Consider the following 21,574-nt stretch of genomic DNA (forward strand, 5'->3'; position numbering starts at 1 on the left):
ACCGGTCGACATGGGCCGAATTCCACTGCCGCTCATTACTTTTCACGCAACGAGCGGTCGGGCGGCTCGTTCAGTCCGCCGGGTCGGAACGCAGCGGGATGCTGGCGTGCACCCGCCAGGCTCCGTCCGCGTGGCGGCCCGCGTCCAGGCTGCCGCCGAGCACGGCGACGCGTTCACGCATCCCCACCAAGCCGAGACCGCTGCCCTGGATGCGCGCGGCCGGTTCCGTCGGCGACGGCCCGCCGGTGTCCGTGACGTCGATCAGCACGTCGGCATCGGTGCGGCGCACCCGCACCCACGCCTTCGGATGCGGCCCGGCATGCCGCAGCGTGTTGGTGAGCGATTCCTGCACGATGCGGTGCACGCCGAGACTGACCTCCGGCGCGATGTCGTCGAGTTCGCCGGTCAATTCCAGCTCGACGGCCAGGCCGGTGCCGCGCATCATCTCCACGACCTTGGCGATGCCCGCGGTGCCGTGCTGGGGCAACTGGTCGGGCGCGTGCTCCGTGCGCAGCAGGGCCACGGTTCTGCGCAGTTCGCGCAGCGCCTCCCGGCCGGTGCTCGCGATGGTGGCGAGCGCTTGCTCGGCCGCGTCCGGGTCGCGGCGCAGCGCGTACTTCGCCCCGTCGGCCTGCACGATGATCACACTCACCGCGTGGGCGACCACGTCGTGCAGTTCCCGCGCGATGCGGGTGCGTTCGGCCGCGACGGCGTCGTGCGCGCGACGCTCTTTGTCGTAGTCGGCGACCGCGAGCCGGGCCGCCACCTCGGCGTCGTAGGCGTGCCGCGCGCCGATGAACTCCGCGAGCGTCCAGCACAAGGCGTAGAACATGGCGGTGAACACGCTGTCGGACCCGGACGGCTTCCCGATCGCGACGATCGAGAGCACGAGATCCACCACCAGACCGAGCCCGTACCACAGTCCGTCCCGCCTGCCGACGTATGCGACCAGCGTGTACAGCATGATGCCGTGGGACAGCTGCGCGATGTGGTCCGCGTCGTCCTGGACCAGGAAGCCCACCAGCGTCTCGGTCAGCGACAACGCCAAGGTGGCCGCCGCCATGGCCCGTGGATACACCCGCCGCAGGGCGAGCGGCAGCGGAAGCAGCACCCCGATGGCCAGGTAGGCGAGCTTGTTGTGCGCGTTCCCCACACCGATGATCTCGAGCAGCACGAAAATCGCCGCCAGCGCCGAGTCGGCCACGACGGGCTTGCCCCGGAGCCACAGACTGAAACGACGCACCGGATCAGAGTAGGTGGCCTCGGCACGCGGGCGACCCGGCCCAGCCGACGACTGCCCGTCCCCGGCACCGGGCAGGGTCCGGATCCGCGGTCTGGTTGTCTGACCGGGTGGAGATCGGAGACTGGGCGGTTTTGTTGACAGCGGCGACGGCGGCGGGCTGGGTGGACGCGGTGGTGGGTGGCGGCGGGCTGATCGTGCTGCCGACGTTGTTCGTGGTGGCCCCATGGATCGCGCCGCAGACCGCGCTGGGCACCAACAAGCTCGCCGCGGTCGCGGGGACCAGCGCCTCGGTGCTGACCTTCGCTCGCAAGGTGCCGATGCGCTGGCGGGTGCTGCTGCCCGCGGCGGTGATCGCCGCGGGGGCGGCGGCACTGGGCGCGGCCGCGGTCTCGCTGATCGACCGGGAACTGTTCATTCCGATCGTCATGGTGGTGCTGGTCGGTGTCGCGGTGGTGGTCACGCTGCGTCCGTCGATCGGCGTCACCCTGGCCACGCATCCACCCACCAGGCGGAAGGTAGTCCTCACGGTGGCGTTGGCGGCCGGGTTGATCGGCTTCTACGACGGCTTGCTCGGGCCCGGCACCGGAACGTTCCTGATCATCACCTTCGCGACCCTGCTCGGGACCGAGTTCGTGCGGGCCGCCGCGATGGCGAAGGTGATCAACTGCGGCTCCAACCTCGGCGCTCTGCTCTTCTTCGGGGCGACCGGGCACATCCTCTTGGCACTCGGCGCGGGGATGGCCGTCGCGAATGTCCTCGGCGCCGTGGTCGGCGCGCGCATGGCGCTGCGGAAGGGCGCCGAGTTCGTCCGCGTCGTGCTGCTGGTGGTGGTGATCGGGATGGTGATCCGCTTGGGCTGGCAGCAGTTCGGCTGATCAGCCCACCGGTTGGGGGTGCTGGGTGGCCAGCCACGGTTGCAGCACCCGCGAGGTGGTCTCGTGGATCTCGCGCTGCAGGCGCTCGCCGTCCTCGACTCCCGCCACCGGTCGCTGGAACAGCACCGTCAACGCACCCGACACCGCACCGACGACCGCGCCGACCAACGCGGCGGCGCCGACCTCGTCGAGCTCGGCGGGGAACGCCTTGTGCAACTGCCTGGCGATCTCGCGTTGGGTGACCAGCTGGGCGTGCGCGGCGCGGCCGCTCACCGCGGGCACCGTCCGCGACACCTGGGCGCGCAGCGCCCCGATCCGGGCATGGAGGTCGTCGACGAGGTGCTCGCCGGGGTTGTCACCCGCCGCGCGCAGCCCGCGCAGCACGACCTCCACCGGCCGTTCGCCCGGACGCCTGCTGGCGATGGCCGCCACCGCGGCGCGCACCCGCTCGTCGGATTCCGGAAAGAGCAGCTCTTCCTTGCTCGCGAAATAGTTGAAGAACGTGCGTGTGCCGACGTCCGCCGCCGCGGCGATGTCGGCCACCGTGGTCTCCTCGTAGCCGCTCGTCTCGAACAGCTCGGCTGCGGCTTCCAGAATGGCTCGGCGGGTACGTTCGCGTTTACGGTCACGGAGGGCGGATGGCGGCACGCGGGCACAGTACGGCATCCGGCGAGCAACACGCGGTAAAGCCCGAGTGTCGCGCGCGCCGTTCACCCAGCGCCACTACGCATCGCGCGCGAATCGGCACCCGATGCGCTGTCGCACGGCGTGTGATCACCGCGCACCCGCGGCGAGACCGACTAGGTTGGTGCGGGTGAGCATCGCGACTTCCAGAGACGTGGACGCCGAGTTCCTCGGCCTGCCACTGGCCGCGCTCGCCGACGCCGCACTGGCCGCGGCCACGGCGGCCGGCGCCGAGCACGCAGACCTGCGGGTGCACCGCCAGGTGACCCAATCGATCCGGTTGCGCGACGGGCGCGTGGAGGCCGTCACCGACAGCACCGAACTCGGCTTCGCCGTGCGGGTGATCGTCGACGGCACATGGGGTTTCGCGTCGCACGCCGCGCTCACGCCCGGTACCGCCGCCGAAGTGGCGCGCACCGCCGTCACGGTCGCGACCACGCTGCGGGCACTCAACCGCGAACGCGTCGAGCTGGCCGACGAGCCGCGTTACGCCGACGCGCGCTGGGTGTCGGCCTACGACGTCGACCCGTTCGCCGTCCCGACCGGCGAGAAGGTCGCGCTGCTGCAGGACTATTCGGAGCGCCTGTCGCACGCCGACGGAGTGGATCACGTCACCGCGAGCGTGTTGCAGGTCAAGGAGCAGACCTTCTACGCCGACACCGCGGGCTCCTCGATCGTCCAGCAACGAGTGCGGCTGCACCCGAGCCTCGAAGCGATCACCGTGGACGCGTCGGCAGGTGTGTTCGAGACCATGCGCACGCTCGCCGCACCGGTGGGCCGCGGTTGGGAATACGTCACCGGGGCCGACGGCATGTGGGACTGGGACGGCGAACTGGCCCGGATTCCGGAGTGGCTGGCCGAGAAGGTGAAGGCGCCCAGCGTGCAGGCCGGGCCGACCGACCTCGTCATCGATCCGACCAACCTGTGGCTGACCATCCACGAATCCATCGGCCACGCCACCGAGTACGACCGCGCCATCGGCTACGAGTCCGCTTACGCGGGAACCTCGTTCGCCACTCCGGACCAGCTCGGGTCACTGCGTTACGGCACGCCGATCATGCACGTGACCGGCGACCGCACCGAGGCGCACGGGCTGGCCACGGTCGGCTACGACGACGAGGGCGTCGCCGGGCAGCGCTGGGATCTGGTCCGCGACGGCATCCTGGTCGGCTATCAACTGGACCGGGTGTTCGCGCCGCGCCTCGGCCTGGAGCGGTCCAACGGCTGCTCGTACGCGGATTCGGCGCATCACGTGCCGATCCAGCGCATGGCCAACGTGTCACTGCAACCGGATCCCGACCGCGACACCAGCACCGAGGAACTCATCTCCCGGGTGGACGACGGCCTCTACATCGTCGGCGACCGGTCCTGGTCGATCGACATGCAGCGCTACAACTTCCAGTTCACCGGCCAGCGGTTCTTCCGCATTCGCGGCGGCAAGCTCGACAGCCAGGTGCGCGATGTCGCCTACCAGGCCACCACCACCGACTTCTGGGGCGCGATGGAAGCGGTCGGCGGGCCGTCGACCTGGCAGCTCGGCGGCGCGTTCAACTGCGGGAAAGCGCAGCCGGGCCAGGTCGCCGCGGTCAGCCACGGCTGCCCGTCGGTCCTGGTGCGCGGCGTCAACATTCTCAACACCCGGACGGAGGCAGGCCAGTGAGCGACGATCTGTTCCCCGCCGGCGTGACCGTGGAGCGCGCGCTGGCGCTGTCGCGCGCCGACGAGGCCATGGTGATCGTCCGTGACGAGCACGAGGCGTCACTGCGCTGGGCGGGCAACTCCATGACCACCAACGGGTCGTCGGTGTCGCGCAAATGGGCGGTGATCTCGGTGTTCCGCGAGGGGCCCACGCTGGCCCGCGTCGGCACCATCGCCTCGTCCAGCGTCGACCCCGACGACATCGAGGCCGTCGTGCGCGCCAGCGAGGAGGCCGCGCGCGGCGCCGAACCCGCGCGCGACGCGATGCCGCTGCTGGAGCCCGACACCGTCGACCACGACTGGGCCGCCCCGGCGACCGGCACCGGCATCGAGGTGTTCACCGATCTGGCCGAGGGCCTGTCCGCCGGATTCGACAGCGCCGACCGCCTCTACGGCTTCGCCCATCACCAGATGCACACCACCTGGCTGGGCACCTCGACCGGCATCCGGCGCCGCTTCGTGCAACCCACCGGTTCGGTGGAGATCAACGGCAAACGCGCCGAGGGCGCGGATCTGGCCAGCGCGTGGGTCGGGGTGGGTACCGCGGACTTCACCGACGTCGACGTATCCGGCTTGCTCGCGGACCTTTCCCGCCGCCTGGACTGGGCCAAGCGCAAGGTCGAGCTGCCAGCGGGCCGCTACGAGACGCTGCTGCCGCCCTCCACCGTGGCCGACCTGATGATCTACCTGGCCTGGTCGATGGAGGGCAGGGGCGCGCAGGAAGGCCACACGGCGTTCGCGCGAGCGGGCGGGACCCGGGTCGGCGAGCGACTGAGCGATATCCCGCTCACGCTCTACTCCGATCCGCACGCGCCCGGACTGGAATATCAGCCGTTCGTGGCGGCGACCGCGTCGTCGGAATCGATGTCGGTGTTCGACAACGGCCTGACCGCGGAGCGCGTCGACTGGCTGCGCGACGGCGTGATCTCCGCGCTGATCTATCCGCGCGCCACCGCCGCCGAGTTCGACGCACCCGCCACGGTTCCCGGCGGCAACCTGCTGCTCACCGGCGGTTCCGACGCCACGATCGACGACATGATCGCGCGTACCGAGCGCGGCTTGCTGCTGACCACCCTGTGGTACATCCGTGAGGTCGATCCGGCGACGCTGCTGCTCACCGGTCTCACCAGGGACGGGGTGTATCTCGTCGAGAACGGCGAGGTCACCGCCGCGGTGAACAACTTCCGGTTCAACGAGAGCCCGCTGGATGTGCTCCGGCGGGTGAGCGAGGCGGGCGCCACCGAGCTCACGCTGCCCCGGGAATGGAAGGACTGGTTCACCCGGACCGCGATGCCGCCTTTGCGGATTCCGGACTTCCACATGTCGTCGGTCAGCCAGGCGACCTGAGCGCGGCGGGTCAGGCCTCGAGGTCGATCTCGATGCCGATGGTTCCGGACTTGCCGCGCCGCAGGTTGCTGCCGAGGATGACGAGGGGACCGGTGAGCCAGTACTTGCGCCGCAGCAGCTTGCGGACCCGCTCCGTGCCCTCGGCATCGAGGATCCGTCCGGTTCCTTCGACCACCGCGCCGTGCGGCTTGCCGGTCGCGCTGCACGGTTGCACGCTGACCGCCGGATTGCGGCGCAAGCGCTTGACCTTCCAGCTGTCGGTCACGGTCCAAACGTACAGTTTGCCGTTCTCGGACACCGCCCACACCGCGGTGCCGACGGGCGATCCGTCCTTGCGAAAGGTGGTCAGCAGCACGTAGTCCGCCTTGGCGACGGCGTCCAGCGAAATCGTCATGCGGGCAGCGTATCCCGCATCCCGGTGCGGTGAGCGAGGCGGGAAAGGCGCGGGTTCGTGCCGGACATTCACTCCGGCAGTCGGTACTCCCCCGCTTCCAGACGCGCCAGTACTCCGTCGGTCCACTTCGACAGGTTCTCGAACACGCCACTCCACAGCTCCAGCAGATCGGTCGCGTGCGGCGCTTCGTACCGCCCGGGAAAGTCCGGGATCATGGCGAGCAGGTCGGCGCGCACTTCCTCGCTGCGGCGGCGCTGTTCCCGCAATTTCGCGATGACGTGCGCCCTTGGCAGCGCGTCCATGAAGGCGATGGCAGCGCCCAGTTCCTCCATATCGATGCTGACCAGCGCCTCGTCCATGAGCCCGCGGAACTCGGCCTCTCCCGCCTCGGTCAGCTCGAACAGCGTGCGCCCAGGGCCCTGGTCGCTGGTCTGGGTGCCGAACGCGCTCAGCTTGCCCTCGCGGGTGAGCTGCTTGAGAGCGTGATAGATCGAGCCGGGCTTGACGTTCGTCCAGGTTTCGGCCCGCCAGGACAGCAACTCCTGACGCACCGCGTAGCCGTGCACGGGCTGACGCAGGCGCATCACCCCCAGCACGAGCAGGCGCACCACCGACATCGCGAACTCCTTCCGCTCCGAGATCGCATGGTAGTCAAGTTTGACTTCCGGCGAAAACCATCGCTACGCTCACCTAGTCAAAATTGACTACCGCAGGTAAATGGGAGTTTTCATGGCCGACACGGCGGTACCGCAACTCTGGACCGGCGACCTGACCGACACGCTCGACTTCTACCGGACGCTGGGCTACACGGTGACCCATGAGCAGACCCGTCCCTACGTCTACGGAGCGGTGGAGGACCACGGTTGCGCCCTGCACTTCGTGCCCGCGCCGAAGGACTCCGACATCCCCGCCGAACGCGCAGGCTGCCTCGTGATGGTCGACGACGTCGCGAGCAGGCATCGAGCCTTCTCCGCGGCGCTGCGCAGCCGCTACGGCAAGATCCCCGCCAAGGGTCTGCCCCGGATCACCCGCTTCCGGCCGGGGCAGTCCCGGTTCACCGTCATCGATCCGGCGGGCAACCAGGTGATCTACATCCAGCGCGACGAACCCCCGAAGGTGGAGTACGGCGGATCGAAGGAGCTGGACGGGCTGTCCAGAGTGCTGGACAACGCCCGCATCCTGCGCGATTTCAAGACCGACGACAAGGCCGCGTTCCGCGTGCTCGAGGTCGGTCTCGGCCGGTTCCGCAGCGAAGCGCCTCGGCTCGACGTGGCGCGGGCACTGGCGGCGCTCGCCGAACTCGCCGTCGCGACCGGCGACCCCGGCGGAGCCGATGGATTCCGGGCGGAGTTGCGCGCGATGGAACTGTCCGCCGAGGAACGCGCGTTCATCGCCGACGACTTACGCGCCTCCGACGACCTGTCTTCCTGGCTGTCGGAGACTTAGACCCTCACGCCGCGGTCAGCACCTGTGGCCCGTCCGGCGTGATCGCGATGGTGTGCTCGGAGTGCGCGGTGCGGGAGCCGTCCGCCGAACGGATGGTCCAGCCATCCGGATCGGTGACGATGCGGTCGGTGGTGCGCGCGAACCACGGTTCGATCGCGATGGTGAGTCCGGGGCGCAACCGATAGCCGCGCCCCGGGCGGCCGTCGTTGGGCACGTGCGGGTCCTCGTGCATGGTGCGGCCGAGGCCGTGACCGCCGAATTCGGTGTTCACCGGATAGCCGTACGCCCGCGCCACCTCGGCGATGGCGGCGGAGATGTCGCCGATCCGGTTGCCCGGCACCGCGACCGTGATCGCCGCGGCCAGCGCCTCCTCGGTCGCCCGCACCAGCCGCACGTCCTCCTCCGCGGCCGAGCCGACCACGACCGTGGTCGCCGCGTCCGCGACCCAGCCTTCGATGCCGACCGCGAGGTCCATGGTCAGCACGTCGCCGTCGCGCAAGGCATAGTCGAACGGAAGTCCGTGCAGCACAGCGTCGTTCACCGACAGGCAGACGGTATTGCGAAACGGTCCTCGCCCGAACGAGGGCGCGTAGTCCCAGTAGCAGGACTGGGCTCCGCGCGCGCGGATGCGTTCTCGGACGTGGGCTTCCAGGTCGAGCAGGTTCACCCCTACCCGCGCCCGGTCGCGCAACTCGGCGAGCACGTCTGCGACGAAGCGCCCCGCCACTCGCATCCGCGCGATCTCCGCGGGGCTCTTCAACTCGACCATCATTCCTCCAGTGCGCCGGTATTTTAATACCACCCTAACTGCGCCGGTATTTTAATACCAATCCGTCTTGCGACCTCGCACTGCCGTCCGTAGCCTGAGCGCATGGTCCGCCTCCCGTTGACCCCCGCGCAGCTCGAGTCGGGTCGCCGCTTGGGCGCCGCCCTGCGCGCGGCCCGCGCGAACCGCGAACTCACCGACGTCGCCCACGCCGCCGGGATCTCACCGGAGACGCTGCGCAAGATCGAGACCGGACGGTTGCCCTCGCCTGCTTTCGGCACCGTGGTGGCATTGGCACAGGCGCTCTCGATCCCGCTCGACGATCTCGCGGACATCTGGCGCTCGGCCGGTCTCGCCGAATCCGCTTAGGCCGGATCGACTGTCGCCTTCGGAGCGATCGCGATCCCGACGGACGCGTTCGCGCCGCGCAGCAGCTTGTGCCCGCGAATGGCGAGCTTGCCGATGATCCCGTACTTGTCCGCGACCACATCGCGCACGCGCTGGGTGCCGTCCGCGTCCAGAATGCGCGCGCTGCCCGGCAGGACCTCCGCCGCCGTCGGTCGGCCGCGCCCGTCGCAGACCTGCAGCGTGACGTCCGGATTGCGGCGGATCCGCTTGACCTTCCAGGTCTCGGGATTGGTCCACACGACGATCCGGTCACCATCCGGAGCCACCCACACGGGTGTGCCGACCGGCGTCCCGTCCTTCTTGAAGGTGGTCAGCCGCACGTATTTGCTCTGGCTCATCTCGTTCCACGTCATAGGGCAACGGTAGGCCCGCGCGACGGCGGCGACATCCGACCGCAGGACGGTTCGCGATTACGTGTATGGGCGTAGGTGGCGGCAACCGTGTCCGTCGAGCCGCCGCCACAATTCGTATGTTGCTCACCACCAGCCGGTGGCGAATTGCAGCGCGAGGCTGGAGATTCCGAGGATGACGGAGAGGATGCCGCCGAAGAGCAGGGGGCGATGGCCTGCGGTGCGTAGGCGCTGCGGCGTGAGGGTGGCGCCGACGGCGGCCAGGACGGCGGCGATCAGCCAGGCGCTCACATGGCTCAGGGCGGTCGTCCACGAGGGCCGGATCACGCCGGTGGCGGCGAGGGCCGACGCGGCGAGGAACAGCACCACGAACAGCGGAATGGTGCGCCACAGTGGCGTGACGCCGGAATCGCGCCGGGCTCCGAAGTGCAATCCGACGCACAGCGGGACGATCGCCAGGCTGCGCACCAGCTTGACGATGACGGCGAAATGCGCGGCGGCGGATCCGAACGCCACGCCGGCGGCGAGCACCGAGGACGTGTCGTTGATGGCGGTGCCCGCCCACAAGCCGAATGCCTGCTCGGACATGCCGAGCAGGTGGCCAAGCGGCGGATAGACCAGCACCGCGACGACATTGAAGACGAAGATGGTGCCGAGTGCGTAGGCGGCCCGCTCGCGGTCGGGCTTGATGACCGCCGTGGCGGCGGCGATGGCGGAGGCCCCGCAGATGGTGGTGCCCACCGCCACCAGGATGGCGGAATCCCGGTCCAGGGCCAGCAGCCTGCCGACAACCAGCGCGGCCAGGGCGCCGACGAGCAATGTGCCGATCAGTACGACTATCGTGCCGCGGCCCACGCCGACCACCGCGCCGACGGGCAACCCGAGACCGAGCAGGACGATGGCGGCGCCGAGCAATCGTTGCTGCGCCGAGGCCAGCCCGGGAGTGAATCGCTCGCTCCCCGTGCGGCGTGCGAAAACACCGAACATCGCGCCACCGGCCAGGGCGAGCACGGGCACGCCGAGGACGGGCCACACCGCGCCCAGGAAAGTCGCGGCGGTGGCGAGCACCGCTGCCACCAGAAGGCCGGGCCCGTGCCGGCGAAGATGCGTCATTCGACAACGATCGCGGCAAACGATCTGTCCGGGTAGCCGTCGGGACGACAGCACCTCATAAGCCGCGCTGATGGGGCGGGGAATGCCGCTCCAGCGCAGCAGGCTCATAATCTGCCCATGACGCTGCCGCCAGGAACACCTGATCTGGAGGTGCTCGACCTGCTGGTCTCCGTCGCGGAGTCGGGCAGCCTCGGCGCGGCCGCGCGCAGGCACGGCATCAGCCAGCCCGCCGCGAGCATGCGGATCAGCGCCCTGGAACGACGGCTACGGCTACGGCTGCTGGATCGCGGGCCCACCGGGTCGGCGCTCACCGACGCGGGGCGCTCGGTCGTGGCGCACGCGCAAGCCGTGCTCGACGCGGCGCGGGCCTTCGGCGCGGGTGTGGCCGCGCTGCACGCCGCTCAGGTGCCACACCTGCGGATCGCCGCGTCGAAGACCATCGCCGACCATCGCATTCCGCAGTGGCTCGACGCTTTCCGCGAGTCCTATCCGGAGGTGGCGGTATCCCTCGAAGTCGACAACACCCGGCATGTCGAGGAACTGGTCCGCAACGCCAGGGCGGACATCGGTTTCGTGGAGGGACCGCACCCGCCGCCCGGACTCGGCAGCCGAGTGCTCGGCGCCGACGATCTGGTTGTCGTGGTCGCGCCCGGCCACCGGTGGGCACACCGCCGACGGCCGGTGACATTGCGCGAACTCGCGACCACTCCCCTGCTGTGGCGCGAGCCTGGATCCGGCACCCGCGACACGGTGTGGGAAATCCTGGGCGCGGAGTGCCAGCCTGCCCGCCCGGCCGCCGAACTGGGCTCGGCGGCGGCGATCGTCGCGTCGGCGCGGGCCGGAGTCGCACCCGCGGTGCTGAGCCGGTTGATCGCGGCGCCCGATCTGGACAGCGCGGCCCTCGTGGAGGTGCCCACGGCCGACTCCGTCGTGCTCACCCGGGAATTCCGTGTCATCTGGCGTCGGCAAGCTCCTCCGTCTGGACCCGCGGAAGCGCTGGCCCGGTGCGCCGCGGACGGCGGCGTGGCGCGCAACCGGTGAAGCACTCGGTCCGCGCACACGGGCACCCACCCGGCCGACGGGCAAGGAATGACGCCGCGTCGGCGGCCGACCGCGTCCTTCGGCCGGAAATGTCAGGTGGGCGCTACGTCGCGAACAGTCGAGAATGGGTGCCATGACGGCCTGGCATACCGACGGCGCGACAGCGACAGCGACAGCGCCCAGCGCGCGACCGGACGTGAGTCGGTCCGAGCCGCCCGTGCGCACGGATCCGGTCTGGTACGCCGCGTACGGCTCGAATATGAGTCTGGCCAGGCTGCGGACCTATCTTCGCGGTGGCAAGCCCGCAGGCGGAACACTCACGCTGCCCGGCTGCCGCGACAACGCCGACCCGATCCGCTCGACGCCCCTCCTGCTCCGGGGCGTGCTGTATTTCGCCACCGAATCGTTGACCTGGACCGGCGGCCGCGCTTTCTACGACCCCGACTGCCCGGGCGAGATGGCCGTGCACGCCCACTTGCTCACCACCGCCCAGTTCTCCGACATCGTGGCGCAAGAGATGTATCGCGCCCCGGGGGCGGACATGGATCTCAGCGAGGCGATCGCGCAGGGGACGATGACTCTCGGCCCGGGACGCTACGAAACGTTGGTCTGCGCGGGAACGCACGCCGGGCACCCGGTGCTCACCTTCACCGCCCCGTGGCGTTGTCGCGACGTTCGGGGCAATCCGCCCGCCGCCGCCTACCTGCGGTATCTGGCCGCGGGCCTGCGCGCGGCACACGGCTGGTCCGCCCGCGCGACCGCGGGTTATCTCGCCACTCGGCCCGGCGCCGACCGGCGCTGGACCCCCGAGACGGTCCATGCCCTGCTCGGCGACGATGAAGTGGTGCGCCGAACCTATGAGGAGACCGCCCCCGCCCACGCACCGACCGGTGATTCGTCCTCGGAGTCCCGGTAGCTGCGGGCGACCAACGCCGCACGCAGGTACCACACCCCGGATGCCTGCGCGGGGTCGAAACCGGTGAGCTGGCCGATGCGCTTGAGCCGGTAGTCCACGGTGTTGGTGTGGATGTGCAGCGATCGCGCCGTGCGCTGGCGATTGAGATTCGTGCCGATATGACGTTTGAGCGTCTCGAGTAGTTCGGGGTGCTCATCGAGTGGGTCGAGCAGTGTGCGCAGGGTTTCCAGTCCGGGTCCGGGCCGGGTGAGCTGATATTCGAGCGCGAGGTCGTCGAAGCGGAACAGTCCGCGGGTCCAGCGCAGCCGTTGCACCATGTCCAGCAGCTCGTGCGCGCGGTCGGCGGCCGTCGGCACTTCGACCGGGGTCGCGGCGATCACCGTCGCGACGATCGGCACCTGCGCGGCGCGGCCGAGACTGTCCACCAGTTCGTCCAGCGACTTGTCCTCCGGCGACGCGGACGGTAGCAGGATGGTGCCGCCGTCGACGCTGAGCAGCGACAACACCGATTCACCGCAGCGGGTGGCGAGTTCGGATTGCACCCGGCGCAGCTTCCGCCGCGCGACCACCGCACCGTCGAGATGCGGGTTGCGCTCCTCCGGGTGCGGCGGAATTGCCAGGGCGACAACGGAATACGAGTCGGCGATCTGGATTCCGCATTCGCGGGCCATGGTGAAGGTGGGGTGCCCGCCGAGCAGGGCCGAAGCGAGGGTGTGCGCGGCCGTGTGGTGCTCGCCGACCACGGCGCGCAACTCGGTCACGTAGGCCCGCGAGACGGTCGAGGTGATGGTGTCCAGGATCTCCAGCAGGCGGCGGCTGATCTCCTTGAGACTGTCGAAGTCCGCGGCGGTCGCGTTCGCCACGATCAGGTCGAAGCCGAGCTTGAATCCCTCGTGCACGGCGTGGTGGATGGTGTCGATCGGAATGCCTTCTCGCGCCCAGCCCGCCGCGGCGTTGCGCAGCAGGAGGGTCTTCTCCGGGATGTCACTGCCGTCGAGCATGCTGACGGCCAGTTCCAGACACAGGCGGGTGATGTTGGTGATGTCGCCGTTGAGCGCCTCACCGGGGAGCGTCCGGCAGTGCGCGACGGTCTCGATGAAATGGCCGACCATCTTGCGCGACAGATTCCGCACGTCCCGCAGTGAAGAACTGGCCGGGCGGCCCGACAGGGTCAGATCCGGGCCTGCCGAATCGGTGATGGACATGTGACTCCTTCCCTCCCCGATCGCGGAAAGTACTCCACGGTAACTTGACCGGGTCGGCGTGCCGAGGTCCAAGCCTCCGGTTGGGGACACCACCCGAAACGGGCGACGCGCGTCTGTGAAGCCTCACAAGTCGTAATCGCGCGGTCGAATTCTTTCGATCCCCGTCGTAACGTCGGTGGCAGCAGGGTCGCCGCGCGGAGGGAGGGCCATGAACATCGGCCCGCACGAAGAAGATCGGGACATCACCGAAGTGTCCGCGAGATTCACTCGTGGCGCCCATCGCGGCGGTCCCGACGCGCTGATCAGAATGGGCTTGGAACTGGCCCTCGTCCTGGTCGACGCGGCCGAGGCGGCGGGCAGTCTGGCGCTGGGCCGGTTCGAGCACGCGGCGACCCGATGCGCCCAGGCGGGCATCCCGATCGAAGCGGTGCACGCCGTCCTGCGCGACAGCGTCGACGCGGGCCTCGCCGCACCCGCCGCGGATTCCCCCGGACGGCGCACCGCGCGCGATCGGGTCGAGCCCGGCGTGCTCAGCGAATTCCTGGAGACGCTGAACTCGGTGGTGGCGCGCAGTTACGCCAACTGAGCGCGGCCGACGCACCGGCCGCTGATCACAGCGCCGCTACGAGCGCGGCGCTCTGCAGCGCGCATCCGTGGCCGATGGTGATGCCGGAGCCGCCGTGGCCGTAGTTGTGGACGACGGGCGTGCCGGGTAGCACGGCGGTGTCGAGTTCCACGCGGACTTCTCGGCGACCGGGGCGCAGTCCCACCACGGCGTCCAGCACCTCACTGCCGTCGAGCCCTGGGACCAGATCGCGGCAGCGCCGCAGGATAGATCGGGTGAGGTCGGGGTCGGGCGCGGTGTCCCACTCGCCGGTGTCCAGCGAACCGCCCAGGACGCAATCGTTCGCCCGGGGATGGACGTAGGCGCGACCGAGCGGATGGGCTTCGTCGCGGACCGACACCGACAGCCCGGGGTTCGCGACCCGCACGATCTGGCCGCGGATCGGATACGCCTCCGGGTCGCCCACCAACTCGGCGGCCCGCAGACCGGCGCAGTTCACCACGACGTCCGGCGACAGGTCCGCGAGATCATCGAGGCTCCGCACAGCACGCGGCACGCGACGCGCGCCTGCCGCGTCCACCTGCGCGCTCAAGAACGGCAGGTAGGTCGGCATCTCCACCAAAGGAACTTCGAAACGGAATCCGAATCCGTAGCCCGGAGGCAGGTCCACCCGATCGGCCTGCCGGAACGAGCGCACCGACCGCGACCACGCGGGAATCGCGGGCTCGTCGCGATACAGCGCCATGGACGCGCACATCCGCACACCCGGCGCTTCCGCGGCGGCCAGCGCCGCCAAGTGCTCGAAAGTCGTCTCGCTCCAGGCCAGCACGCGATCGGCGGGACCGGCGGCCGTCGGAAACCAGACCGCCGCGGCCAGGAAGGACGTCGTCGCCGTGATCGGCTCGGCGCTGACGACGATGACCTCGTGCCGGGCTCGGAGCAGTTCGGCCGCGGTGGACAGACCCGAGATGCCCGAGCCGAGGACGACGATCCGCATGGGAGCGAGAGTATCGAGCCCTACCCGCCCAGCGCTGTTCCCGCAGCACCGCCCATGGGAGGCGCGGGCCGATCAGTCGGCATCGTCGAGCGATGTGACACCGGTCGTCCTGGCCACCACCGGCCACTGCGGCCCGGCACAGGCCGCGGCCACGGTACTGCCCTCCGCGAACCCGCCCCGGCTCTCGCCGGTACCGGCCATGTCCACCCGGGGACCGGCCGCCTCGGCCGAGCCGATCAACACACAGTTCCAGTTCTCCGACGGCGGCTGGCTGCCCACCGCGATGGCGCCCTCCTCCTGGCTGTCCGCCGACAACGTCGGTCCCGGGGCGGCCACCCCCGCGCCAGCAGCGGCGACGATCACGGGCGCAGGCCCGGTAGCGGCGACACGTGCAGCGATCCGAAACATGCGACAACTTCTTCTCCTGCGGCCCCCCGTCGTTCGCGTCGCCGCCCTCTGGCCGTTCGAACCTCGTCGAAGCCGACCGGCAACTGATCGGCGAACGCGACTCGTTCGGTTGACTAGCCCGTCGGCCCGTGGGTAATGCCAATCCATGGACGATGGGCGGCTGACCATCGGGGTGGAAGAGGAGTTCCTGCTCGTCGACCCGCGCACCGGCGAACCGCTGGCACGCAATGTCGAGGTGGCGCGTACCGCAGAGGAACTCGGCATCGACCTGCAACTCGAACTCACCCGTTGTCAGGTGGAGACCAGCACCGCGGTCCACACCGATATCGGCGCACTGCACCAGCAGTTGCGCGACCTGCGCCGCGGCATCGCCGCATGCGCCGAGCGCAACGACGCCCGCCTGCTCGCGGTCGGCATCCCGCCCACCGTCCCGCACGAGTTCCCGGTCACCGACACCCCGCGTTACCAGCGCATCGAGGAGAACTTCGGCATGCTCGCCCACGAGCAGGGGCTGTCGGGCTGTCACGTGCACATCGGCATCCCCGACGTCGAAACCGCGATCCAGGTCAGTAACCACCTGCGGCCGTGGCTACCGCAACTGCTCGCGATGACCGCGAACTCCGCCATCTACCGCGGCACGGAAACCGGCTTCGCCAGCTGGCGCAGCATCCTGTGGCGGCGCTGGCCCAGCGCCGGACCACCTCCGTACTTCGAATCCGCGCGGCATTACGAGGCGATGGTCGCGATGATGCTCAACAGCGGCAGCATCCTGGACAAGCAGATGGTCTACTGGGACGTCCGTCCCTCGGTCTCGTTCCCGACCGTCGAGATACGGGTCAGCGACATTCCGGCCACCGTCGAGGAGACCGCGCTCTTGGCCGCGCTGGTGCGCGCCGTCGTCGTGATGGCGGAGAGATCGCTGGCGGCGGGGCAGTTCGCGCCGCAGGTGCCCGCGGAGATGTTGCGGGCGGCGTACTGGAAGGCAGCGCGTTCGGGGCTGGCCGGAGACGGCGTCGATCCTCGTGACGGCACGGTGGCGCCCGTGCGCGACCTGCTGTGCCGGCTGATCGACTACGCCGCGCCCGCGCTGGAGGACGCGGGCGACCGCCGATTCGTCGACGAGGCGTTCGGCCGCCTGCTCGCGCGCGGTAACGGCGCGCACCGACAGATCGCGGCGCTGCGGGCGCGCGGAGAGATCGACGACGTCGTCGAGGAGGTGGCGCGCGCGACCCTCGACGGCTGCGACCAGCCGGGAAGTTCCCGCGCGACACCGGCGACCGGAGCGCCGCTCAGCTGAGCGCGACGGTGGCTATGCGCTGCGTGGTCGGCCGCGCTGGTCCGCGCTCGGACTCGAATCATCGATCGCCCGCAGGATCTTCGACTCGAGGGTGGGTGGCGGATTCACCGCGGCGGTCGCGCTCAGTGCCGCCAACGTGTCCCGGATACGCCGCACCGCGCCGACGAACGCCGCTGCGGTGCCGGATTCGGCTGTCGCGACCCGGTTTTCGATGCGCCTGCGCTCGATCTCGGCCACCGCGTCCATCGCGTACGGGTACGCCAGATCGAGCAGATTCGCGCGACACGGCTCGGCGCCGGTCATCGCCGGTCACCTTCGACCGACCCGACCGGCAGCCCTGGGTGCGCCGATCGCGGCCTCGCCGCGACCTCGACGCGCGAGCTGACCGCCGACTCCGCAGGCGTACGACCATGCGTGGATGGACCCGCACCGCGGTCTCGGCGCACCTGCCTCGTGCCAACCCGCATGCCTTGACTTCGCGGCGCACCGTCTCGCGGATTGGATTCTCGCCATATTCGAGCCGAAAACGGGTACGCTCCTCGTCCGCCGAAGTCGTTCCTATGGTTTCGGCCCGGAACGTCGGCGGACGCGCCAGAGGCCGCCGCGCCCGCTCTCCGACGCAGAGGAGTCACCGATGCGCACCGAGCTCCGCGACGAGCGTGGCGTCCCGCTCGAACACGTCACCGTGGCGCTCGGCTGGGATCCGGCCGCCCGTTCGCGCTTCTTCGGCCGGCGCGAGGAGATCGATCTCAACGTCGCGGCCTTGCTCTTCGCCGCGGACCGGCTCGTCGACGTCGTGTACCACGAGCAGCTCAGCTCGACCGACGGGGCCGTCCGCCTGCACGGCGACAGCATCACCGGAGAAGGCGAGGGTGACGACGAGATCATCAGCGTCGATCTGTCCCGCCTCGCCGCGCAGGTGACGACGGTGTTGTTCCTCATCACCTGCTACACCGGCCAGACCTTCGAGCGGATCGCGAACGCGTACTGCCGAGTGATCGACACCGTTGCGGGCGCCCAGCTCGCCCGCCACGAGCTGACCGGCGGCGGCTCGCACACCGGCCTGGTGCTCGGTCGAGTGCGTCGCACCGAGGGCGCCTGGCACTTCCAGGACGTCGGCGCGGGCTTGCGGGCGCGGCACCCGATCGAGGCGATTCCGCAGCTCGGCCCGTACATCGAATGACCTCGTAGCGATTCGGCTTGCGCCGCAACGGCTTCGGTCTCATCGCGAGCTACGGTCTGGCGTCGGCCGCTTCGCGCGTCGCACATCCCTCCCCCGCCGGACCGGCCGCGGCGTCCGATTGGAATTCGGACGCGCGGGTAGTCGCCGGGCAGGAGGTGTGACATGCCGAAGGAGGTCTCATGACCGGGACGACACAGGTTCGCCCGCCCGCGAACGCACGGTCGGTCAGCGAACTGGTCGAGGACGCCACCACCCAGGTGTCCCGGCTCATCCGCGACGAACTCCGGCTCGCTCGCGTCGAGATGCGGGAGAAGGGCAAACGGTTCGGCCTCGGAGCGGGCCTGGCGGGCGTGGCGGCGCTACTGGCGTTCTACGGCGGGGCGGCGTTGGTCGCCGCGGCGGTGCTCGGCCTCACCGAGGTGCTGCCGGGCTGGGCGTCCGCGCTGATCGTCGCGGGCGCGCTGCTGGTGGTCGCGGCGGTGCTCGGTCTGGCCGGGAAGAAGCGCGTCGAAGAGGCGAATCCGCCGATCCCGCAGGAAGCGGTCGAGGGCGTTCGCGAGGACATCGAGGTGATCAAGGACAGGAGGCGGGGATGAGTGACAGCCGACCCGGGGCCGACCGGCCCACCGACGACGTCGCGGCCCTGCGGCGCGACCGCGACCAGGCCAGGGCGGATCTCGGCCGCACGGTCGAAGAGCTGGGCCACAAACTCGATGTGCCCGCGCGCAGCAAGGAGAAGGCGCACGACGCCGTCGAGGCGACTCAGCACGCGGCGTCCGAGGCGGCGCTCACCGTCGCGGACAAGGCCCAGCAGGCCAGGACGGGCGCGGCCGACCTCGTCCACCGAGTGGCGGCGGCCACACCGGAGCCGGTGGCCGAACGCGGCAGGCAGGCCGGTGGCGCACTGCGCGCCCATCCGATTCCCACTGCCCTCGGCGCGGCGGTGCTCGCGGCCGTGGTCTGGCAGATCGTGCGGAGGCGGCGATGAAGACGCTCTACAAACCACTCGGCCTGCTGATCAGCGTGCTCGGCGGCCTCGCGGCGAACGCCGTGTTCACCAAGGTGTGGAAGCAGATCACCGGTGAGCGGCAGGCCCCGACGTCGACCGCGCGGGATCATTCCTGGCGCGAGGTGCTCTTCGCCGCGGCATTGCAGGGCGCGGTTTTCGGCCTGGTCAAGGCCGCGATCGACCGCGCGGGCGCGACGGGCTACGAATCGCTCACCGGCACTTGGCCGGAATAACGCGGCGCATCGCCGCAGCTCGAAATCACTGCCGCCGTGACTCGACGTTCTCGAGTCACGGCGGCAATTCGGTGTGCGTCTGCATCCCGGCGTCATCACGAAGCCGCACCCGTCACCGAGGTCGATCGTCCGCCTCGGCGGTGCACGACGGGCATGCTTCGTCGCGCCGCTGATGGGGATCGGCCCCCTTCAGGTCGGCTCTTGTGTCACAGCTCCTTCGAGCCACGATCGGGCAGCCGTCGGACCGGCGCAACGAGCTTGTCCGGCCGCACGAGACCGCCTGGTCGGAGGCGCGAGCGGGCGCACAGTGTGATTAGCGCACGACGGGATGGGGTAAGTTGGCCGCGGAGTGGTCGCTCTCTGCGCCGAGAAACCGTGCGCAAGAGACGTGAACCGGAGCGGAGGTCGACGTGGCGTACTGCCGAGGACGCGTCGCCGGCACGGGAGGTGGATTGTGAGTTCCGAAAGCGCGCCCCGGGCGCTGGAGGTCGAGGTGCGGTCGGCGGAGGACACGGTCGTCGTCACCGTGCACGGCGAGATAGACATGGCGTCCGCGCCGCGCTTGCAATCGGCTCTCGACGAGGCGCTACGCGACGCACCCGCCGCCGTCGTGGTGGACATGACCAACGTCGGGTTCCTCGGCTCCGCCGGGCTGAGCGTCCTGCTGGCGGCCTCGGAAGCCACCGGCTCCGGTGGCTTGCGCGTCGTCCCCAGCGACGCCGCGCGCAGGCCGATCGAGGTCACCGCGCTGGACCGGTTGCTCACGGTGTTCGACTCGGTCGAGGACGCGCTCGCGGTGAACGAGACCCAGGCGCCGAACTGAGCTTCCCGGCACCGCATCGGTGCCGCTCAGCCCGCGACGCGGTTTCGACCCCGTGTCGCCGGGTATGTGACCGGTCGTCGGCACCGTGTCGACCTGAGCGCACCGGGAGGAGGCCGTATGGCAGAAACCCGCGAACACCGATTGGTGGGAGTGCCCGCGGTGGCGGCGTTGGCGGATCTCGGATTCGCCTCGGTCGCCTCGGGTGTCATCGCCCGGCGCAGGCCGGTGCTGGGCCTGCTGGAACGCACCGGAGCCGATTCCAGGGCGATCGAGCGCGTGCGGCAGTTGCGGCGCGAGTTCGGCGCCGGCCCGGTCGAGCTCGTGGTGCCGGGTCGCCGGATCGTGGTCGTTCTCGATCCGCATGACGTGGGACGGGTGCTGGCCGACGCGCCGACGCCGTTCAGTCCGGCGAATCGGGAGAAGCGCGCCGCGTTGCGCCAGTTCCAGCCGCACGGCGTCCTGCTCTCGGAGGGACCGATACGCGACCAGCGCCGCGCCGTGAACGAGGCCGCGCTGGACTCGGCCGAGCCGCTGCATCGCCTGGCCGGTCCGTTCGCCGAGGCGATCGCGGAGGAGGCGCGCGAGTTGATCCTGTCCGCCCTGCACCGCGGCCACCTGGACGCGCGGCAGTTCACCACGCGCTGGTGGCGGCTGGTGCGGCGGATCGTGCTCGGTGAGCGAGGACGCGACGACACCGTGCTCACCGACGAACTCTCCCGGCTGCGCTCGGCGGGCAACTGGTCGTTCCTCGCGCCTGCGCATCGCAGGCAGCGCGACCAGTTCACCAATCGGCTGTACCGCCACGTGGAGTCCGCTTCGCCGGACAGTCTCGCCGGAGCGTTGGCCGCGGTGCCCGCGGGCGGCGCCACCGATCCGGTCGGGCAGATACCGCACTGGTTGTTCGCCTTCGACGCGGCGGGCATCGCGCTGAGCCGGGCACTGGCGGTGCTGAGCACTCACCCCGAGCACCAGGCCCGCGCACTCGCCGACGCCGTCGATCCGGAACGCGTCGACCTGCGCGGTTATCTGCGCGCCTGTGTCCTCGAGTCGGTGCGGCTGTGGCCGACCACACCCATGCTGCTGCGCGACATCACCGCCGACACCGAGTGGCGCGACGGCGACGAGCGCTTCACCATCGCCGCGGGCGCCGCGCTGATGATCGCGGTCCCCGCGTTCCACCGGGATGCCGAACTGCTGCCCTTCGCCGACCAGTTCGTCCCGGAGATCTGGCTGGACGGCCGCGCGGAGCGGTACCCCCAACTCGTGCCGTTCAGCGCGGGCCCCGCCGACTGCCCCGGCCGCAACCTGGTGCTGTTCGTCACCAGCACGCTGCTCGCCCACCTGCTGACCTCGGCCGACTTCCGGCTGCGGTCCACGCCGCGCCCGAATCCGGACGCGCCACTGCCGGTGACCTTGAACAATTTCGGGCTCGACTTCACCGTCGAGCCGTGCATGACCCAGGCGGGTTAGGCGTACCTCCGCCTTCGCTCCGGCCATGCGCAGCCTGAAGACGGACTACGTCCGACAGGACCCATTAGGCGTACCTCCGCCTTCGCTCCGGCCATGCGCAGGC

General features: G+C 70.2%; 26 protein-coding genes. 15 read left to right on the top strand and 11 right to left on the bottom strand.

Annotated elements, in window-relative coordinates; translation table 11 throughout:
- Window positions 1–70: 70 nt before the first annotated feature.
- Window positions 71–1,243, bottom strand: coding sequence for a sensor histidine kinase (locus ACFV2O_RS11130; protein WP_379251702.1), 1,173 nt, complete (start codon window positions 1,241–1,243; stop codon window positions 71–73).
- Between the two features lie 107 nt (window positions 1,244–1,350).
- On the opposite strand from ACFV2O_RS11130, the gene ACFV2O_RS11135 reads away from it, so the two are divergent.
- Entirely contained in the window at window positions 1,351–2,118 is a 768-nt protein-coding gene (locus ACFV2O_RS11135) for a TSUP family transporter (protein ID WP_355077647.1), read from the top strand.
- On the opposite strand, the gene ACFV2O_RS11140 is transcribed toward ACFV2O_RS11135, so the two are convergent.
- A complete protein-coding gene (locus ACFV2O_RS11140; RefSeq protein WP_356962114.1) occupies window positions 2,119–2,766 on the bottom strand; it encodes a TetR family transcriptional regulator in 648 nt (215 codons plus the stop codon).
- 166 nt (window positions 2,767–2,932) lie between these two features.
- On the opposite strand from ACFV2O_RS11140, the gene ACFV2O_RS11145 reads away from it, so the two are divergent.
- Complete coding sequence (locus ACFV2O_RS11145) at window positions 2,933–4,462, top strand: TldD/PmbA family protein (RefSeq protein WP_379251703.1); 1,530 nt, start codon at window positions 2,933–2,935, stop codon at window positions 4,460–4,462.
- Window positions 4,463–4,530: 68 nt separating this feature from the next.
- Entirely contained in the window at window positions 4,531–5,847 is a 1,317-nt protein-coding gene (locus tag ACFV2O_RS11150) for a metallopeptidase TldD-related protein (protein WP_379251914.1), read from the top strand.
- A gap of 10 nt (window positions 5,848–5,857) precedes the next feature.
- Here the strand turns inward: ACFV2O_RS11150 and ACFV2O_RS11155 are convergent, their stop codons facing one another.
- Together ACFV2O_RS11155 and ACFV2O_RS11160 are read right to left on the bottom strand one after the other, a co-directional pair.
- On the bottom strand, window positions 5,858–6,241 hold the full coding sequence (locus ACFV2O_RS11155) for a PPOX class F420-dependent oxidoreductase (protein ID WP_379251704.1): 384 nt from the start codon (window positions 6,239–6,241) through the stop codon (window positions 5,858–5,860).
- 68 nt (window positions 6,242–6,309) lie between these two features.
- Complete coding sequence (locus ACFV2O_RS11160) at window positions 6,310–6,858, bottom strand: helix-turn-helix transcriptional regulator (protein ID WP_355077641.1); 549 nt, start codon at window positions 6,856–6,858, stop codon at window positions 6,310–6,312.
- A gap of 112 nt (window positions 6,859–6,970) precedes the next feature.
- Here ACFV2O_RS11160 and ACFV2O_RS11165 point away from each other — a divergent pair, with 112 nt between their 5' ends.
- Window positions 6,971–7,687, top strand: a complete 717-nt coding sequence (locus ACFV2O_RS11165; protein WP_379251705.1) for a glyoxalase — start codon at window positions 6,971–6,973, stop codon at window positions 7,685–7,687.
- 4 nt (window positions 7,688–7,691) lie between these two features.
- Here the strand turns inward: ACFV2O_RS11165 and map are convergent, their stop codons facing one another.
- Window positions 7,692–8,456 carry a type I methionyl aminopeptidase gene (gene map, locus ACFV2O_RS11170; RefSeq protein WP_356962111.1) on the bottom strand — a complete coding sequence of 255 codons (765 nt, stop codon included), beginning with the start codon at window positions 8,454–8,456 and terminating at the stop codon, window positions 7,692–7,694.
- 102 nt (window positions 8,457–8,558) lie between these two features.
- Between map and ACFV2O_RS11175 the strand changes: the two genes are divergently transcribed.
- Window positions 8,559–8,822, top strand: a complete 264-nt coding sequence (locus ACFV2O_RS11175) for a helix-turn-helix domain-containing protein (RefSeq protein WP_379251706.1) — start codon at window positions 8,559–8,561, stop codon at window positions 8,820–8,822.
- Here ACFV2O_RS11175 and ACFV2O_RS11180 read toward each other — a convergent pair.
- Both ACFV2O_RS11180 and ACFV2O_RS11185 read right to left on the bottom strand, forming a co-directional pair.
- Window positions 8,819–9,214 (bottom strand): PPOX class F420-dependent oxidoreductase, encoded by a 396-nt coding sequence (locus tag ACFV2O_RS11180; RefSeq protein WP_356962108.1) that lies wholly within the window; start codon window positions 9,212–9,214, stop codon window positions 8,819–8,821. The genes ACFV2O_RS11175 and ACFV2O_RS11180 overlap by 4 nt on opposite strands.
- Window positions 9,215–9,337: 123 nt before the next feature.
- A complete protein-coding gene (locus ACFV2O_RS11185; RefSeq protein ID WP_379251707.1) occupies window positions 9,338–10,324 on the bottom strand; it encodes a YeiH family protein in 987 nt (328 codons plus the stop codon).
- 117 nt (window positions 10,325–10,441) lie between these two features.
- Between ACFV2O_RS11185 and ACFV2O_RS11190 the strand changes: the two genes are divergently transcribed.
- Entirely contained in the window at window positions 10,442–11,365 is a 924-nt protein-coding gene (locus ACFV2O_RS11190; protein ID WP_379251708.1) for a LysR substrate-binding domain-containing protein, read from the top strand.
- Between the two features lie 133 nt (window positions 11,366–11,498).
- Window positions 11,499–12,281: a histone deacetylase gene (locus tag ACFV2O_RS11195; protein WP_379251709.1), complete on the top strand. Its 783-nt coding sequence runs from the start codon at window positions 11,499–11,501 to the stop codon at window positions 12,279–12,281.
- Here the strand turns inward: ACFV2O_RS11195 and ACFV2O_RS11200 are convergent.
- On the bottom strand, window positions 12,221–13,486 hold the full coding sequence (locus tag ACFV2O_RS11200; protein ID WP_355077629.1) for a helix-turn-helix domain-containing protein: 1,266 nt from the start codon (window positions 13,484–13,486) through the stop codon (window positions 12,221–12,223). The two genes, ACFV2O_RS11195 and ACFV2O_RS11200, sit on opposite strands and share 61 nt — an antisense overlap.
- Window positions 13,487–13,694: 208 nt before the next feature.
- Here ACFV2O_RS11200 and ACFV2O_RS11205 point away from each other — a divergent pair, with 208 nt between their 5' ends.
- Window positions 13,695–14,072 carry a hypothetical protein gene (locus tag ACFV2O_RS11205; RefSeq protein WP_379251710.1) on the top strand — a complete coding sequence of 126 codons (378 nt, stop codon included), beginning with the start codon at window positions 13,695–13,697 and terminating at the stop codon, window positions 14,070–14,072.
- A 25-nt stretch (window positions 14,073–14,097) separates the two neighbouring features.
- Here ACFV2O_RS11205 and ACFV2O_RS11210 read toward each other — a convergent pair whose 3' ends face one another.
- Entirely contained in the window at window positions 14,098–15,048 is a 951-nt protein-coding gene (locus ACFV2O_RS11210) for an FAD-dependent oxidoreductase (RefSeq protein WP_379251711.1), read from the bottom strand.
- Between the two features lie 72 nt (window positions 15,049–15,120).
- Entirely contained in the window at window positions 15,121–15,456 is a 336-nt protein-coding gene (locus ACFV2O_RS11215) for a hypothetical protein (protein ID WP_379251712.1), read from the bottom strand.
- Between the two features lie 145 nt (window positions 15,457–15,601).
- On the opposite strand from ACFV2O_RS11215, the gene ACFV2O_RS11220 reads away from it, so the two are divergent.
- On the top strand, window positions 15,602–16,753 hold the full coding sequence (locus tag ACFV2O_RS11220) for a glutamate--cysteine ligase (RefSeq protein ID WP_379251713.1): 1,152 nt from the start codon (window positions 15,602–15,604) through the stop codon (window positions 16,751–16,753).
- A gap of 12 nt (window positions 16,754–16,765) precedes the next feature.
- Here the strand turns inward: ACFV2O_RS11220 and ACFV2O_RS11225 are convergent, their stop codons facing one another.
- Window positions 16,766–17,056: a hypothetical protein gene (locus tag ACFV2O_RS11225; RefSeq protein ID WP_379251714.1), complete on the bottom strand. Its 291-nt coding sequence runs from the start codon at window positions 17,054–17,056 to the stop codon at window positions 16,766–16,768.
- Window positions 17,057–17,387: 331 nt separating this feature from the next.
- Here ACFV2O_RS11225 and ACFV2O_RS11230 point away from each other — a divergent pair, with 331 nt between their 5' ends.
- The 6 genes from ACFV2O_RS11230 to ACFV2O_RS11255 all read left to right on the top strand — a co-directional run bounded on the left by ACFV2O_RS11230 (window position 17,388) and on the right by ACFV2O_RS11255 (window position 21,471).
- On the top strand, window positions 17,388–17,936 hold the full coding sequence (locus ACFV2O_RS11230) for a TerD family protein (RefSeq protein ID WP_379251715.1): 549 nt from the start codon (window positions 17,388–17,390) through the stop codon (window positions 17,934–17,936).
- A gap of 179 nt (window positions 17,937–18,115) precedes the next feature.
- Window positions 18,116–18,532 (top strand): phage holin family protein, encoded by a 417-nt coding sequence (locus ACFV2O_RS11235; RefSeq protein ID WP_379251716.1) that lies wholly within the window; start codon window positions 18,116–18,118, stop codon window positions 18,530–18,532.
- Window positions 18,529–18,924: a DUF3618 domain-containing protein gene (locus ACFV2O_RS11240; RefSeq protein WP_379251717.1), complete on the top strand. Its 396-nt coding sequence runs from the start codon at window positions 18,529–18,531 to the stop codon at window positions 18,922–18,924. Before ACFV2O_RS11235 ends, ACFV2O_RS11240 begins: the two co-directional genes overlap by 4 nt.
- The gene (locus ACFV2O_RS11245) at window positions 18,921–19,178 is read left to right on the top strand and encodes a DUF4235 domain-containing protein (RefSeq protein WP_355077613.1); all 258 of its coding nucleotides are present in this window, start codon (window positions 18,921–18,923) and stop codon (window positions 19,176–19,178) included. Before ACFV2O_RS11240 ends, ACFV2O_RS11245 begins: the two co-directional genes overlap by 4 nt.
- Before the next feature lie 454 nt (window positions 19,179–19,632).
- On the top strand, window positions 19,633–20,001 hold the full coding sequence (locus tag ACFV2O_RS11250; RefSeq protein ID WP_355077611.1) for an STAS domain-containing protein: 369 nt from the start codon (window positions 19,633–19,635) through the stop codon (window positions 19,999–20,001).
- Window positions 20,002–20,118: 117 nt separating this feature from the next.
- Window positions 20,119–21,471: a cytochrome P450 gene (locus tag ACFV2O_RS11255; RefSeq protein ID WP_379251718.1), complete on the top strand. Its 1,353-nt coding sequence runs from the start codon at window positions 20,119–20,121 to the stop codon at window positions 21,469–21,471.
- Window positions 21,472–21,574 lie beyond the last annotated feature (103 nt).

Origin of the sequence: Nocardia sp. NPDC059691, assembly GCF_042733915.1 — a bacterium.
Lineage (GTDB): Bacteria > Actinomycetota > Actinomycetes > Mycobacteriales > Mycobacteriaceae > Nocardia > Nocardia sichangensis.